Origin of the sequence: Nitrobacter sp. TKz-YC02 (assembly GCF_049852135.1) — a bacterium.
Lineage (GTDB): Bacteria > Pseudomonadota > Alphaproteobacteria > Rhizobiales > Xanthobacteraceae > Nitrobacter > Nitrobacter vulgaris.
On sequence record NZ_CP180728.1, the window covers coordinates 3453861 to 3470080 of the forward strand.

The window sequence follows — 16220 nt, forward strand, 5'->3', positions numbered from 1 at the left end:
AGGGGTGTTGACTCGCATTATGAAAGATTGAGCTGCCAGGACACGCCGAAGCGGTCAGCGATCCAGGCGAAGCGCTTGCTGAAGCCGTAATCGTCTAGCGGCATCAGCGTTTGGCCGCCCGCTGACAGTTCAGCGAGGAGCCGCTCCTGCTCCTTGTCTGACACGCAATCGACGAAAAAGGACCAGGACGGCGTGAAATCAAAGGCGTGCCTGATTGGGCTGTCGCTCGCCAGCACGCACTGGCCGGCAGCCCTGAAGCGCGCCAGCTTGATACTGCCCTCCGCCCCCTGCTCGCCTTTCTGCCAACGCACGAGATCGAGAATCTCACCGTCGTCGAACAGCGAGACATAGAGGTTCATCGCCTTTTCGGCCTCGCCACCCTGAAACATCAGGAATGATTGCATCGTGGACAACGACTACTCCTTCCAATCGCTTCGGAGGAGCGCCGACGCCGATTGACGACCTCCTACATAAGTTGATATCAACGTAATGTAGCCGCGGAGTCAAGCTCCCTGATGCGTACGCTTTCTGATCCTGCTTTTGAAACCACGATTCTGGTGCGCGACACCTGCTTATGCCTCCATGCCCAAAGGGCAGCGCGAGCGATCGCACGCCGCTTCGATATCGTGTTGAAGCCGGTTGGCCTCACCAGCGGACAGTTCTCCCTGCTCATGTCGCTCAACCGGCCGCAGCCACCGAACCTCAGCAGCGTAGCGGCGCTGCTGGCGATGGACAGGACAACCTTGACTGCCAATCTCAAGCCGCTGGAGCGCCGTCGTCTTGTCAAAACGTTGGCCGACCCAAAGGACGGGCGTGCCCGACTGTTGCAGCTAACGCCTCATGGCCGGGCCGTTCTGGCCGTGGCGGTGCCGATCTGGCAACATCTTCATGCGGAAATCGAAAAAGAGCTCTCAGACCCGGATCGTCTGCGCACCGAACTCAACCTTTTGTCGAAATTTGACAATCGCGGCAGCGTCGTCGGCTGACGCAGAAGACATTCTAGCTAGCAGCGCCTTCTAATAGAGCGCTTCCGTTCTGACGGAATCAGAAGCGGGGCTCATGATTTTGATCTGACGCGTTTCTTCACGCAAACCGGTTCGCTCGAAGCGCTGTAGATAGCGGCTGCCCCGCAAACTTCTCTTGGTTATATTCCGTCCTCTGAACAGAGCTGGTAACCAGGGATGACAATGCAGACGAGCATGGAGAAACAAGCGCTTTTCGTTTTAGTCGCCATTTTGGTTGCGGCCCCCGACGTCCACGCCGCGCCCGATCTTATTGGCGACGCAGCCGGCTCTCAGGCCTGCTTCATCCGCAGTTACGATGCTGCTCATCTGGCAAAGAAACCGACTCAAAAGACGACTTCCATGCGGTTCGCGCTGCGGCGCGAAACTTATCCCGACAGTGTTGACACTCCGCTCCAAACATTCGCCCGGCTGGAAATCATGCGGCGTAACGACGCCCGGCCGTGGCGGGCTATCGGGCAATGCGCGTTTGACGAGCAAGCGAACCGCGCCGACGAGCAAGCCATCGTCCCAGGCTATCCACATGCGGACGGCATCGCTTGCCACATGACTGGCGAGAATCTCGATGCGGAAGGCGGCATCTTCATGATTGAAACCACCGACAACGGACTGAAGGTCTACATCGATGACGACATCAACATGCGGACAGAGGCGCGGGTAACGGAGGGGCCGGGCGAGTACATTGCTTTCGGACCGGCAGACAGCCTCTTCATTCTCAATCGCGCTGCGGACGACGCCTGCTCGGACCTTCAGAAAGCAATAGAGGCCGAATGAACGCTGTGACAGTCGTCGACCGTTCGACACGGGCGATGACCTTCCTTTCTGAGGAATTTTGACGGTCAACGGCCGTCATGGCCACGGTGCACACGCCCACCGTGACCTGTCAGCCCGCGACCACTGGTCCGCCGGCTTTCTTCCAGGCATCGATCCCGCCCTCGATATGCACCGCGTTGGTCAGTCCGGCGTCCTTCGCCGCGGTAACAGCCATGGCCGAACGCTCGCCGAAGGCGCAGAAGAACACGATGCGGCGCCCGGTCGCGGCGGCTACCTCGCGCAGCATTCCGCCTTGTTTCAGACTGTCGGCGATATCAGGATAGGGCGCATGCAGCGCACCTGTCAGCGTACCGTGTTTGGCGCGCTCATGGGCTTCGCGAAGATCGACCAGCAGGATATCGGGCTGACCAAGCCGGGCAATCGCCTCGCGCGGCGTCAGCGCCAGCCCCTGCTTCGCCAGATCGTCCTGCCTGAGGCCGACATGCATGTTGGCAGGAATCACCACGTCCATCAGCTTCGGATTCGGCAATTTCAGATTGTTCATCAGTTCAATGTATTCGTCTATCGAGCGCACCTGAAGCCGCGGATTGTAGCGCCTCTCTTCTCCGATCGTGGAGACCGTATCGCCCTTGTAGTCGTGCGCGGGAAACACCATGGTTTCGTCGGGCAGCTTCAGGAGCCGGTTGAAAATCGAATCGTACTGCGCACGCGCACTGCCGTTCTGGAAATCGGTGCGGCCAGTGCCGCGGATCAGCAACGTGTCGCCGGTGAAGACACGATCGCCCATCAGGTAACTGTAGGAATCGTCGGTGTGGCCCGGCGTGTACATCACGTCGAGGCCAATGCCCTCGATCTTGATCTTATCGCCGTCGCTGACGCGCATCGAAACCACGTCAGCTTTGGTCTGCTCGCCCATCACGGTGACGCATTGGGTGCGATCACGCAGCTCACCTAGTCCGGTGACATGATCGGCATGAAGGTGCGTGTCGATGGCCTTCACAAGCTTGAGATCGAGCTCGCGCAGCAACTGGCAGTAACGGCCAACCTTTTCCAGCACCGGATCAAGAATCAACGCCTCGCCGCCAGCACGGCTCGCCATCAGGTAGCTGTAGGTGCCGGAAACGCTGTCGAACAACTGGCGAAAGATCATGATCGTACGACCCTCCTCCCGTGCAGATTTTCTTACCGTGAGGTATTTTAGCAAATTTATGCTGCCGGCGGGCGATTGCAACCGGTCACAAGTCCAGATCGCTGATCACTCGACCGCTCTGGCGCTGGCCTCTATCGCCACGGAGTCAACTGGTCTCGATCACAGCGCGGCGGCGGGCATAACGGTTACGCAGCACGCCCAGCAGGCCGAAGCGATCAACAACACCCGCGAATGCGGCGCTTCAGAGCGTCGCCGTCAGCCGTTGATCACGGCCGCAGATAGCTCCAGCCCTGTTCCTGCAACTCCAATAGCCGCACCACGCCCAAGGGCACAATCGTTGTTCCGGGCAGCATCTCAAGCGGATGGCCTTCCTTCTTCTCCATACTCTGCTTGGTGTTGTTGCAGGCCGAGAACTGGATCGTGCTGGGGGATGCCGTTTCCCGGATCTGCTTGATGCGCTCCTTCACAGGCGACGTATCTATGCGCAGCATGTGGAGACCCGGGCCGCACGCCATGATTTCGACGGCCACCGTCTGGTCCAGTCCGCGATAGTGCTCGATCACGTCTGTGACGTTGTTCAGCGCGAAGTCCATGGTGCGCCGATCGTTCTGGTCGACCTGGATCACAAGACGATGCTGCGGCTCGGCGGCGAAACCATGCGAGGTGAATGCGATCAACAGCCCTGCTGCGGCGATGATAGGACGCATAAATCGGCGCATAGATACCTCCTGTAGCCGTCGCGATCTTCTGGGCACGGTCGCTGTGTCGGCGCCTACGTGTTCTCGAACAAATCCTCGCGGGATCAGGCTCGAGCAGCACGGAGAACACCGGTAACAGTAGCGTACGTCGCGCACATTGCCTTTGGCAAGCTCAAGGTTGAACACCCCAGCAATTTCTCCAATCGGCCCGATCGATGACGGCGTCGCGCCACTCTGAGCTAGCCCCAAAGCTTGAGAGCGACATCTATACCGCCGCGCGCGAGTGATGGCATCGGCCCTGCCGGCATCTCGCGCAGTCATCGACCAGCCTTAAAGCCAGCTTGCGCGAACCGCCGTGCAGAAGCCTGCCAAATTACAGCGGAACGGGGCCGAGTAGCTTCGGCATAATCCCCGACTTGATCTCCGTCTTCACGGCCCGCATGTTAGATCTGGATCGCTCAGTGCATCCACGATTCCGTCGGCGGAATACTGGATGTCTGGCAAGCTGGAATGATGCCCGGACCAGCGATCCTGCAGGATTCCCTCGGAATGAAAGGTATCCGCCCATGCCCGACTACGGTGAATTCCGCAACGACAGCCGGCGTGGAGCCTCCGATGAACGGCTCGACGCGGCTGCGTTTCACCGCAACCATGTCGCGATCTGGACGGTTCTCGAAAAATTCCTGCGCGGCAAGACAGGCAACGTGCTCGAGGCCGGCAGCGGCACCGGACAGCATGTCGTTTTCTTCGCGCGGCACTCGCCCAGCATTACCTGGTGGCCGACCGATCTTAACGACCATCATCTCCGGAGTATCGCAGCGTGGACCGCTCACGAGAACCTAGCCAACGTTCGGCCGCCCCAGCGGATCGACCTATCGAATCCATGCCAATTGGCGGAAATGAACGATGGCCACGGCGCGTTGCTCGCGGTGTTCTGCGCCAATGTGATCCATATCGCGCCGTGGCGTGTCGCCGAGGGCCTGATCGCGAGCGCCTCACACTGTCTGCGTCCTGATGGGCGGCTGTTTCTCTATGGACCGTTCAAGCGAAACGGGCGACACACCGCGCCGAGCAACGAGGCATTCGATGCCAGCCTTCGCAATAACAATCCAGAGTGGGGCGTACGCGACGTTGACGAGGTGGCGACGCTGGCGCAGCAAAATGGCCTGACGCTGACGGACATCACCGAAATGCCCGCCAATAATCTGATCCTTGCGTTCGAACGAAATCAGGGATGAGCGTCGCAGCCACCTCGCTGGCCTGCGAGATTACCGCAGCGGCGGCGCATACATGATGCCGCCCGCGTTCCAGAGTTGGTTCAAGCCACGCGGAATCTTCAGCCTTGAATCACTGCCGATATTGCGGTCGTAGACTTCGCCGTAGTTGCCGACGCGGCGGATGATGCGCGCCGCCCAGTCCTTCGTCAATCCGAGGCCCTCACCATACTGACCATCGGTGCCGACCAGCCGCATCACATCTGGCTTCTTCGACTTCATCGCCTCGTCGATGTTCTTCGAAGTGATACCGAGTTCTTCGGCATTGATCATCGCGTAGAGCGTCCATTTGATGATCATCATCCAGTCGTCGTCGCGCTGGCGAACAACAGGTGCCAACGGCTCCTTCGAGATCACATCGGGCAGGATGAAGCTCTCGTTCGGCTTGGTCAGCCGCAGCCGCAACGCATAGAGATGAGAAACATCGGCGGTCAGAACATCGCACTTGGCCTCGTCATAGGCCCTTAGCATGTCCTCCAGCTTACCAAACTTGATCTCCTCATACTTCAGGTTGTTGCTCTTGAAAAAGTCCGCGAGGTTGAGCTGCGTCGTTGTGCCATCCTGTACACAAATCCTGGTGTTATCGAGATCGAGCGCTGAGTCCGCTTTGCGCGAGGTACGGACCATGAAGCCCTCGCCGTCATAATATGCGACCGCCGGGAAGTAGAGGTTGTAATTGGTTTCCCGCGACATGCTCCAGGTCGAGTTGCGCGCAAGGATGTCGACCTTGCGGCTTTGCAATTCCTTGAAACGTTCGTCGGCCTCAAGCGGAACCAACTTCACCTTCGCCGGATCGTCGAAGATGGCGGCTGCCACAGCGCGGCAGAAATCCACGTCGAAGCCCGACCAGTTGCCCTTCTCGTCCGAATTCGAAAACCCGGGCAGGCCGGTGTTGACGCCGCACAGCACGGCGTCGCGCCGGAGCGTTCGTTTCAGGGTCTTGGTATCGTAGCGCTCATAGGTGATCGCCATCACCGCGATAGCGGTGGCGATGGCGAGGCCTATCAGGAGGCCGCCTCGAAATGTCCGCATGGATAGCCCCTCTCGCAATATCGAAAAGTATCGACGCAAATGACGTAATGATGATTAGAGACTGGGTTTCTGCCGTACGATCACACGCGTGCCAACCGGAATGCGACCATAGAGATCGACAACGTCGGCGTTGACCAGACGGAAGCAGCCCGAGGAGATCGCAGTTCCGATGGTATCGGGCCGGTTGGTGCCATGGATGCGATATACCGTCGTGCCGAGATACATCGCGCGTGCTCCGAGCGGATTGCCGGGGCCGCCCGCCATGAAGCGCGGCAGGTAGGGCTGGCGCGCGATCATTTCCGGAGGCGGGGTCCAATCCGGCCATTCCGCCTTTCGCGAAATATTGAGAATACCCTGCCACTGAAAACCCGCGCGGCCAACGCCGATGCCGTAGCGAATCGCGCGGCCGTTGCCCTGAATGAGATAAAGGTGACGTTCTGCGGTCTGGATAATGATGGTGCCAGGCGGCTCGGTCGTGCGATAGAGCACCACCTGCTTGCGAAATTCCGGGTCGAGTTGGAACGAATCATCGGCAACGAGACCGGGCTGATCGCCGTCGACCTGCTGCGTAACCTGCTGCGCAAAACCGAGCGTGGCCGAGAGCATCAGGCTGCCCATAGCAGCAACCGCTAGGGTCAGGTGCCGAAACGCGGTCATCGCTTGTCTCCTTTATTGCACGGCAATAATTTCCGCTTGCGTTCCCGTCAATCACATATGGCATAAAATCCGAGCGGCGGCGCGATGGCAAGCGATCGCGCGGCGCCCCACCGGAAAGCGTAAGATTTTACAGGAAACGCCCCGGCACCGGCTTCAATTTTCGAACCAACTCGGACCCAGTCAGATTTCGAATCGACACGGCGCGGCAAACTGCCCGCTTGGTATGCGCAGGACGTGCGGCTCCGTCGACGGGCAAAATCGTGTCCGCACGGGATGGTAGGGCGTTTACGAGCGTATGGACCCCCTACAATGACTTCAAACGGAATCCTGTTTTACAGGTCCATGACCCAGGTCTGCCTGCTTATGACCGTCTCGATTCCACCACCCACCGCCAAGCGCCTGAAACAGCGCGACCGTATTTGCCAGTTGCGCGGCCTGCGCATCGAGACGCGCAAGGGAGGTCTGCAGATACGCCTGCTGCGCGGCAAGTAGGAGCGGCACGCTGATTTGCCCTTGATCGACCTGTTTACGCACTAACGTGATGCTCTCTGTCGCCGATCGTTCCGCGTCCGTCGCCGCACTGATCGCACGCGTGCCCGCCTGAAGGGCTCGCAAGACATCCGCAACGTTCTGAAAAGCCGCGAGAACAACGCTGCGATATTGAGCGAGTGACTGATTCGTTTCCTCTTCCGCCGCACGCTGCTTGTTTGCCAACGTCCCTGCGTCAAAAATGGTCTGCGCAGCATTGCCAGCGATCATCCCGAGGGCCGCTCCTGGAGTGGCCAATTGCGAAAATTTGGCAGCCGCGGCACCGCCACTTGCCATCAAGGTTATCTGCGGAAGGCGATTGGCGATCGCCACTCCGATCATTGCATTGGTCGAATGAAGGTTCGCTTCGGCGGCCTGAATATCAGGGCGCTGTCTTACGAGATCGGCCGGAAGACTGAGTGGCAGACGGCGGGGCATTCGAAATGACCCGAGATCGAATGTTTCCTTTGGAGCGTCACTCGCCAAACGACCGGTCAGGAATGACAACAAATGACGCTGTTGCGCGAGCTGTTTCTCGAGATTCGGCAACAACAACCGGGTCTGCGCAACCGAGGTCTCTTGCGCCGCGACATCAGTCTGGGCAATCTGCCCCTGCTCCTGTTGCCGTCGCAGCAACTTCAAAACCTCGGTCTGCAAACCAAGGACGCGACGGGTCGCCGCGATCTGTCCCCGAACCCGACCTTCCTCGATCGCCGCAAGTGCGATGTTGCTGGCCAATGTCAGGTAGACTCCTTCGCGCTGGAATGCGCGCATCTCGGCCTGCGAATCCGTGGACTCGACCAAACGCCGCGTCCCTCCCCACACATCGGCAAGGTACGACACGGTCACTTGGCCAGTGTGCAGACTCAAAAGGTGGGCGTTGGACTCAAGAGGAGACTGCAGATCGACCGGCACCTGCTGGCGCGACGAATTGAAGCCTCCCGTCACGTTAGGAAACAGCAAACCGCGCTGGGCGAGCGCGTTGGCTTCCGCCATCCTAACCGCAGCCTCCGCAGCGGCGAGGTCCGCATTGTGCGTGATACCATCCTCCACCAGTTGGTTCAGCGCAGGCGAACGAAACAACTCCCACCATTGGGGAGGAACCTCTGCGGTGCGCACGATCGGATGTCCAGGCACACGATCTCCGGCGGGATCGGACAAGTACCTGGAAGTTTCCGGAGGCGCCTGAGGTTTGTAGTCAGGTCCAACCGCACAGCCTGACAGCGCAGGCGACGCGGCAGTCAAAAACGCCACGATGAAACATCGCACACGGGAAAACGCCAACCCCCATCCTGTTTTCGATGAATGAACCACCGATCCATTCTGTTGGCTTGACCGCACGAGATGCCCCTTCAACCACGGTTTCACACGAACCGACTTTCTATTCTGCCGGATCGAACGCCGATTCGGGAGCAGCCGCCACCGTTTTCCGTTGGGAAAACAGCGCGATGAGAGCTGGCAGCGCGACGAGGATCACAAGTGGAGCCACCATCATTCCGCCGACCACGACGACAGCCAGCGGCTTCTGCACCTGCGATCCGATTCCGGTCGACATGGCGGCGGGCAGCAAGCCGATTCCCGCAATGACGCACGTCATCAGGACAGGGCGCATTTGAGCCTCTCCGGCTCTTATGATCGCATCGATCCGCTGCAGGCCCGACTCGATGAGCTGATTGTATTGCGACAGGATCAGAATGCCGTTCATCACCGAGATGCCGAACAGTGCGATAAAGCCGATGGCGGCCGAGACGCTGAAAGGAATGCCCGTCGCGAACAACGCGAAGACACCACCGATCACCGCCATCGGAATGACGCTCAACGCCAGCAACGTGTCCCGTATAGATGTGAAATTGATCCATAGCAGCAGCCCGATAACGGCAAGGCTGAGCGGCACGACAATCTCCAGACGCGCGATCGCTTCCTGCAGATTGCGGAATTCGCCGACCCATTGAAGCTGGTTTCCAGGAGGCAATTGCACGTCCTGCGCAATTCGCTGTTCGGCCTCCTTGATGGTGCTACCGAGATCGCGATCACGAACACTGAACTTGATCGGCAGGTAACGCTGCTGTTGTTCCCGGTAAATATACGAAGGCCCGGTGACGAGTCGGATGTGCGCGACCTCGCCCAACGGGATCTGGGTTATTCCTTTAGCCCCTGATACGCCGATCGTCAGCTTGCTGATAGCTTCCGCGCTCTGACGATACTCGGGAGCCAGCCGCACGACGATCGGAAAATGGCGATCACTTCCGTGCTCGTAAACGTCGCCCGCTGACTCTCCGCCGACAGCCGTCCGGATTATCGAATTGATATCACCCGGCGAGAGTCCATAGCGTGCGGCACGCTCACGATCGATATCGATCTGTATTGTCGGCTGGCCAAGCGACGTGAAAACGCCAAGGTCTGTCACACCCGGAACCTTCTCGAGCACGGCCTTGATCTTGTCGGCTGTGTCCGTGAGTTCCTGCAAATCATTGCCGAACACCTTGATCGAGTTCTCGCCCTTAACACCCGACACCTGCTCGGCCACATTGTCCTGCAGATACTGCGAGAAATTGAATTCGATTCCCGGAAATTCTATCTTAAGCCGCCCCTGGATTTCTTCGGTCAGCTTTTCCTTGTCCACGCCATGGCGCCACTGACTGACCGGCTTTAGCGGAGTGAAGAACTCGACATTGAAAAAACCGGCGGCGTCCGTGCCGTCGTCGGGGCGGCCATGCTGTGTCACGACCGTATCTACCTCGGGAAAGCTGCGGATCAGCTTGCGCATCCGGTTGGCATAGCCATTCCCCTCCTGAAGGGAAATCGTTGCAGGCATGGTGGCGCGTATCCACAGGTTGCCCTCCTCCAGCTTGGGAAGAAACTCCAACCCCAGAAATCGTATCGCGATCCCCGCCAGAATGAACACCGCCAGCGTCACGGCGACCGTCAACCTTCTGTTCGCGACAGTGACTCGCAAAGCCGGACTGTAGAAGCGGTGAAGGGTGCGCACCAGCCATGTTTCCGTCTCCCGAACATGCTCCGGCAGCAGAAGTGCGCTGAGCGCCGGTGTCACCGTAAAGGTTGCGAGCAGGCCGCCCGCGATGGCGTAGGCGTAAGTCTTGGCCATGGGGCCAAAGATGTGCCCTTCGACGCCGCTCATGGTGAAAAGCGGAATGAACCCCGCAATAATAATGCCGGTCGCGAACAGGATTGAGCGGTTGACGCTGATGCCCGCAATATAAATCGCGAGAAGCTTTCCGCGCAATCCGGACGCGTTGTCGTCCTCAGGCAAAGTCTTTTCGCCGCTATGCCCAAGCTCCCGGAATATTCGTTCGACCATGATCACAGTGGCATCGACGATCAAACCGAAATCGATTGCGCCGACCGATAGCAGGTTGGCGGATTCGCCGCGCAGAATCATAATCCCGATGGCGAAGCACAACGCGAACGGAATCGTCGCGCCCACGATCAACGCGCTGCGAAGATTCCCGAGAAACACCCACTGCAATACAAAGATCAGCAGAATGCCGACTGTCATGTTGTGCAAGACAGTGTGCGTCGTGGTGTCGATGAGATCCTGACGATCGTAAATGCGCTCAATTCGTACGCCGGGCGGCAAAATCCCGGAGACATTGATACGCTCGACTTCAGCCTTCAACCGCTCGATGGTCGGAGTGCTTTGCTGACCGCGGCGCATCAGAACGATGCCTTCGACGATATCGTCGTCTTTGTCCTGGCCGGCAATGCCGAGGCGAGGCTGATGCCCGATGATAACCGTCGCAACGTCTCGAACCAGAACAGGATTGCCTTCGGCTTGCGTCAACATGGTATTGTTGATGTCATCGCTCGACCGTATCAGCCCGACACCCCGCACGACTGCCGACTGCGTGCCCAGATTGACGATATTTCCGCCGACATTCAGGTTGCTTCCGCGCAGCGTCTGCAGCAATTGCGGCAGGGTCAGCCTGTAGGCGACGAGCTTGTCGAGGTCGACCTGCAGTTCAAATGTCTTGGTTTTCCCTCCCCAGCCAATGACATCCACGATCCCGGGCACGGCGCGGAAGCGGCGTTGCAGAACCCAATCCTGAAGAGTCTTCAGATCAAGCACGCTATAGCCGGGCGGGCCGACTAGCCTGTAACGATAAATTTCGCCGACGGGACTGACGGGACTGATGGTGGGCTGAGCGCCATCCGGCAATCCGTTGAGCTGCGCCAAACGGTTGAGAACCTGCTGGAGCCCCTCATCGTAGGTATAGGCATAAGTGAACTGCAGTTTGACGTCCGACAGTCCGTAAAGAGAAATGGTTCTCATTACCCGGAGGTTCGGCACACCGGACAGCTGCGTCTCGATCGGAATCGTGATGTAGCGTTCGATCTCTTCGGCCGAAAGTCCGGCGCTCTGAGTGATGACGTCCACCATGGGCGGAACGGGATCGGGATAGGCTTCGATATTCAGGACCCTGAACGCGGCGATCCCGCCGGCCAGGGTCATAATGAAGAGGACTAGGATCAGAACGCGCTGCTTCAATGCAAACGCGATGATCGGATTGATCATGACGAGCTACCGTGTTCGTCAGGTCTGTTTGGCGACTGCCATCCGGTCGATGAACAGACTGCCGCGGGTGACGATTTTTTCGCCCGGACGGAGCCCATCCAGCACCTGGATCAGCCGAGCGCTTGATTGACCTAACTTGATCTGACGCAATTCGACGCCTTGATCGTCACCAACGACCCAGACATGCGCATTGCTGCCTTCATAGATCACTGATTCAAGAGGCACCGCCGGCATTAGCTCTCCGTCGCTGTCAACGATCGTGACGCTCGCAAACATCTCGGGTTTGAGCAGTCCGTCCGCGTTATCGACGGTGGCGCGCACCAAAAGCCGCCGATTGTCCGGGTCGATTCCCGGTGCGACGTAGTCGATCCGGGTCTCAAACACACGGTCGGGCTGCGTCAGGACCTTGAACATCAGACGTTCGCCGATCTGCACCTTGGCAACATCGGTCTCGCGGACATAGGCCACAATCCAGACTTTCGACGTGTCTCCGATCAGGAATACCGGATCGCTCTCACTTGCCCCGGCATTGACATACTGTCCCATCCCAACCTTGCGTTGCAGGACGGTTCCGGCCAGCGGCGCGTATACGGGAGCGTCGGGCGTGAGCGCGCCCGTCTTCTCGAACGCTTCAATCTCCGCGTCGGTTTTCCCAACGAGCCGCAACCGGTTGCGCGCGGCCTCAAGCGCAACTTCTGCTGATCGGGAATCGTTCTCCGAAGAAGTGAGATTGGCCTGAGCTTCCTGCCATTCTCTCTGCGACGCGGCCTTATCCTTTGCCAGGCTCGACATTCTTCGCTCGACGATCTGCGCGAGGTTAACCTGGGAAACTGCCTTGTTCCGGGTGGTCAGGGCGACGACGAAATCTTTTTGGGCATCCACGGAATCAGCCGCCGCGATCACAAAAAGAAGCTGGCCTTTCTCAACGTGATCGCCGGACGCGACCATCAATTCTGTTACCCGGCCCGCATAGGGTGCGAAGATGCGGGTCGACAGGTTCTGATCCAGTGCGATCTTCCCCTCGGTACGGAATTCGGAACGGAACACGTGCTCCTCGACCGGCTGCACCGACACGGTGTCCCATTGCGATGCCGTCAAACGCAGCTTTCCGTCAGACCCTTTGATTTCGCTGTCCAGCACTGAATTGCGAGCGGCGCTGCCGCGGTCGACTCTCAGGACGGTTGCGGCCGTCCCGACAAGGGCCAATGCGATCGTGAGACCGATGACAATCCGAGGGATTGTCATCGCACGCCAGAGTGACGCCAGACTACGCATGATCCCGTATCCCCTTGCCCCGCCGATTGGTGAGGCAAGCCTGTCCCCTCAAAACCCAATGATTTTATGCTGGCTCAAGGCCTTGCCTGTCCCAGCGCTTGTCGCCGATGAGGGCGATGAATCCTCATCACGCGACCGCATATAATATAGATTTAACATCTTACGGCAGCCTTACAACGGCAATATGATGACGCTTACACAGAGCTTACAGTCAGGCTTCGGCGCGGCCGGAAAGACACCAGTACCCGCTCGCCCCCTGCAAGTCACGGCAGCAGAAGGGGGAAGGGAGCGTTCGAGCCCATGAGAATCTTGGTCGTCGAGGACAGCGAAGAACTGGCCGACCTTCTGGCGAAGGGAATGCAAGCGGCCGGGTACGGGGTCGATCTTCTCACCAATGTCGCCGATGCCTCCAGCGCTCTGGGAACCAATCGTTACGCGGCATTGATCCTGGATCTCGGTCTGCCCGATGGCGATGGGCTTTCGATCCTGCGTGAACTGCGGCACCGCAAGGATCCGATCCCTGTTCTTATACTCACGGCACGTGGGGGCGTGGAGGATAGAGTCAGCGGACTCCGAAGCGGAGCAGACGACTATCTTGTCAAACCTTTTTCCTTTGACGAGCTGGTGGCGCGGCTCGAAGCGCTGCTCAGGCGGCCGGGGCAGTTGCTCGGCAGCTCATTGCGGCTTGCTAACGTGACCTTTGACAGCGAAGGCCGGCAAGCTTTTGTCGACATGAAGCCTCAGAACCTATCCGCCCGAGAGATCGCGGTGCTTGAGTTGCTTTTGCGCCGCAAGGGCAACGTCGTTTCCAAGAAGCTTCTCGAAGATCAGATCTTCGGCCTGACCGGAGATGTCGCCTCCAATGCCGTCGAGGTTTATGTCCATCGTCTGCGCAAACAGCTCCTGGACATTGGTGCAAAGGTCAAGATCAGCACCATTCGCGGCGTCGGCTATGTGATGATGGAGAGCGACTAGGTGCCGCTGCGAAGATCAATCCTGTCCCGCATTGTCGTCCTTCATGTTGTCGCGATCATCATTGCAGCGCTTGTCTTGCGGTCCATCTTGCACTGGTCGCTGGCAACGGACGTCGCCAAATTCCAGCTGAAAAAGATGACGGCCCAAATCGAGATGTTTGCCCGAAATCTAAAGCCTTCGTCGGCGGGAGGATGGTCGCTTAGCCTTCCTGGTGGCGCACGCGATCAGTATTCGGAAGCCTATGGCCGCTACAAATATGCAATCATTGACGACACGGGTTCGGTAATCTTCTCATCGAGTCCCAGCAAGAATCCGTTGTTTACCGTCGATTTGAACGCGAGCGGCATCGTTCCGCACAACGCCTTGACCCGGGGCGAAGCCAAAACGATCGCCGGTGCCAGCGCGCGCAAGGATATTGGCGACCATCAAATCTGGATACAAGTTGCAGAAGAGCTGTCGCATAGCGACGTGGTCGTCGACGATATCCTGGTCAACTTCCTCCGGCAGGTTGTCTGGATCATCGTTCCAGTTCTTCTTCTCCTGCTTGCTGCTGACATCATCATCTTCCGTCTGGCGATTAGACCGCTACATCGCGCGTCCAGCCGAGCGAGACATATCAGTCCCACACGTCTTGACGTCCGTTTACCGACCGACGACATGCCTCCCGAAATTCTGCCGCTCGTGGAAGCCGTCAATCAGGCCCTCGATCGGCTTGAGCATGGCTTCCTCGCTCAGCGCGAGTTTGCTGCCAATGCCGCACATGAGATACGAACGCCACTTGCCATCCTTCGCACGAGGATCGAAACCCTACCGCATGGAGAGGCAAGCCATGCCTTAGGACGGGACGTTGACAACATGAGCCGTGTTGTTGGCCAGTTGCTCGACGCGACGGAGCTCGAGACAGCCGTGGTCGATCCGGATGCGGTCGCGGATATTCACGAGGTTTGCGTCGAAGTTGCGGAATTCATCGCGCCATTGGCTCTGAAGCAAGGAAAGAGCATTGAATTGATGTGCGCCGATGAGCCCGTTCTCGTCAAAGGAAACGCGGAGATGATCCGGCGCGCAACACGAAATCTCGTCGAGAACGCTCTTCATCACACTCCCCAGGAAACGACCATCGAGATCATCGTTACCGCGGACGGCTCGATCAGCGTCATCGACAATGGCGATGGCGTGCCGTTGGCGGATCGCCAATCAATTTTCCAGCGATTCTGGCGGCGATCCCCACACACTGCCGGAGGCGCAGGCCTGGGATTATCGATCGTCGAAAAAATTGTAGAAGCACACCAGGGGAGTGTCTCCGTCGAGGACGCGCCCGGCCATGGCGCCAAGTTCACGATGCGCTTCCGGCCGGATGGAAGGACGCCGTGATGGCGCCTCGCGACCCTCGATTGAGCTTTCGCTCCCGAAACTTGCGGCAGCGTGGTTCATAGTTTCCGCAACAATCACCGCTTCTTGCGGGGCCGGGGGGCGGCGCTTTAGCTCGCGCCCAGTCTGCAGCCCGCCGGATCATCTCACGGATGAGGTCGTCATCCGATGCGTCGTAACGAACCAACACGGTCGGATAGCCGGCATAGTGTGCCGTCTGGAAAAAAGTCTTGGGATGAGTTTCCAGTACAATCTGCTTGGTGGTCATCTCCATATGCAGCGCAAAGGCTTCCTGTGGCTCGTGCCCGACAAAAAGGAAGCCGCTACCATTCGCCTTGACGCAAGGTCGACCATAGCTGGCCGAACGCTCGGTGCCGGGGAGAGTGAGCGCATAGTCCATGGCCTCCTCAAAAGTCATGGCTGCGCTCCCGTAGCTATTGCCCAATGACAACTTTCCCGAAACCCGCGACCGGGTATCAAAATTCCGGTTTTCGCCGCCGGGGCGGTACTGCCGTCATTGCCAAATGATACCATAGGCATATGCTCGCCGGATTGGAGGCAGTGCTCGGCAAGGAGATCGAGGATGAAGATACTGACCGTCGCGTTCGCTCTCGTATCGGCTTTGTTGCTGTGTTGCTCGGGGGCATTCATTACCGCAGCCGATGCGAAGCCCAGGCGGGTTATCATCGTCACGCCTCCAACTCCGCAACCCTACTGGGACTCCTATATCGTTCCGCGATATCGATATCGACCCGAGGACGATCGAGTAGATCCGTGTGGCGGACCGGTCGTGCCGGTCATGCGATATGGGGCTCAAGAGACAACGATTCCCGTGTGGCTGGCGAATGATTTGGGTCTTGGCCGTGTACATGGTCGAGACTGGCCGTGCAGGGGTCGCGGCTTCCGTTAGGCAAAAGCAAGCCCGAGATGAAG

14 protein-coding genes are annotated in these 16220 nt (G+C 58.6%); 5 read left to right on the forward strand and 9 right to left on the reverse strand.

From position 1 onward, the window contains the following. Positions 1-17 precede the first annotated feature (17 nt). Positions 18-404 carry a VOC family protein gene (locus ACM561_RS16625; RefSeq protein ID WP_425909795.1) on the reverse strand — a complete coding sequence of 129 codons (387 nt, stop codon included), beginning with the start codon at positions 402-404 and terminating at the stop codon, positions 18-20. Positions 405-515: 111 nt separating this feature from the next. On the opposite strand from ACM561_RS16625, the gene ACM561_RS16630 reads away from it, so the two are divergent. Both ACM561_RS16630 and ACM561_RS16635 read left to right on the forward strand, forming a co-directional pair. Beyond that, the gene (locus ACM561_RS16630) at positions 516-986 is read left to right on the forward strand and encodes a MarR family winged helix-turn-helix transcriptional regulator (RefSeq protein WP_425906503.1); all 471 of its coding nucleotides are present in this window, start codon (positions 516-518) and stop codon (positions 984-986) included. A gap of 201 nt (positions 987-1187) precedes the next feature. After that, complete coding sequence (locus tag ACM561_RS16635) at positions 1188-1796, forward strand: hypothetical protein (RefSeq protein ID WP_425906504.1); 609 nt, start codon at positions 1188-1190, stop codon at positions 1794-1796. A 109-nt stretch (positions 1797-1905) separates the two neighbouring features. On the opposite strand, the gene ACM561_RS16640 is transcribed toward ACM561_RS16635, so the two are convergent. Beyond that, entirely contained in the window at positions 1906-2946 is a 1041-nt protein-coding gene (locus tag ACM561_RS16640) for an MBL fold metallo-hydrolase (protein ID WP_425906506.1), read from the reverse strand. 266 nt (positions 2947-3212) lie between these two features. After that, a complete protein-coding gene (locus ACM561_RS16645; RefSeq protein ID WP_425906508.1) occupies positions 3213-3665 on the reverse strand; it encodes a hypothetical protein in 453 nt (150 codons plus the stop codon). Positions 3666-4210: 545 nt separating this feature from the next. Between ACM561_RS16645 and ACM561_RS16650 the strand changes: the two genes are divergently transcribed. Continuing rightward, entirely contained in the window at positions 4211-4882 is a 672-nt protein-coding gene (locus ACM561_RS16650; protein WP_425906510.1) for a DUF938 domain-containing protein, read from the forward strand. A gap of 30 nt (positions 4883-4912) precedes the next feature. On the opposite strand, the gene ACM561_RS16655 is transcribed toward ACM561_RS16650, so the two are convergent. The 5 genes from ACM561_RS16655 to ACM561_RS16675 all read right to left on the reverse strand — a co-directional run bounded on the left by ACM561_RS16655 (position 4913) and on the right by ACM561_RS16675 (position 12944). Further along, positions 4913-5950: an amino acid ABC transporter substrate-binding protein gene (locus ACM561_RS16655; RefSeq protein ID WP_425906512.1), complete on the reverse strand. Its 1038-nt coding sequence runs from the start codon at positions 5948-5950 to the stop codon at positions 4913-4915. A 54-nt stretch (positions 5951-6004) separates the two neighbouring features. After that, the gene (locus ACM561_RS16660) at positions 6005-6607 is read right to left on the reverse strand and encodes a L,D-transpeptidase (RefSeq protein ID WP_079448094.1); all 603 of its coding nucleotides are present in this window, start codon (positions 6605-6607) and stop codon (positions 6005-6007) included. Positions 6608-6922: 315 nt separating this feature from the next. Continuing rightward, a complete protein-coding gene (locus ACM561_RS16665; RefSeq protein ID WP_425906514.1) occupies positions 6923-8503 on the reverse strand; it encodes an efflux transporter outer membrane subunit in 1581 nt (526 codons plus the stop codon). Between the two features lie 13 nt (positions 8504-8516). After that, positions 8517-11669 carry an efflux RND transporter permease subunit gene (locus tag ACM561_RS16670; RefSeq protein ID WP_425906515.1) on the reverse strand — a complete coding sequence of 1051 codons (3153 nt, stop codon included), beginning with the start codon at positions 11667-11669 and terminating at the stop codon, positions 8517-8519. An 18-nt stretch (positions 11670-11687) separates the two neighbouring features. Continuing rightward, on the reverse strand, positions 11688-12944 hold the full coding sequence (locus ACM561_RS16675; RefSeq protein WP_425906517.1) for an efflux RND transporter periplasmic adaptor subunit: 1257 nt from the start codon (positions 12942-12944) through the stop codon (positions 11688-11690). A 300-nt stretch (positions 12945-13244) separates the two neighbouring features. On the opposite strand from ACM561_RS16675, the gene ACM561_RS16680 reads away from it, so the two are divergent. Beyond that, positions 13245-13919: a response regulator transcription factor gene (locus tag ACM561_RS16680; RefSeq protein WP_425906518.1), complete on the forward strand. Its 675-nt coding sequence runs from the start codon at positions 13245-13247 to the stop codon at positions 13917-13919. After that, complete coding sequence (locus ACM561_RS16685; protein WP_425906520.1) at positions 13920-15290, forward strand: sensor histidine kinase; 1371 nt, start codon at positions 13920-13922, stop codon at positions 15288-15290. Here ACM561_RS16685 and ACM561_RS16690 read toward each other — a convergent pair. Beyond that, positions 15253-15705: a hypothetical protein gene (locus ACM561_RS16690; RefSeq protein ID WP_425906522.1), complete on the reverse strand. Its 453-nt coding sequence runs from the start codon at positions 15703-15705 to the stop codon at positions 15253-15255. The two genes, ACM561_RS16685 and ACM561_RS16690, sit on opposite strands and share 38 nt — an antisense overlap. Positions 15706-16220 lie beyond the last annotated feature (515 nt).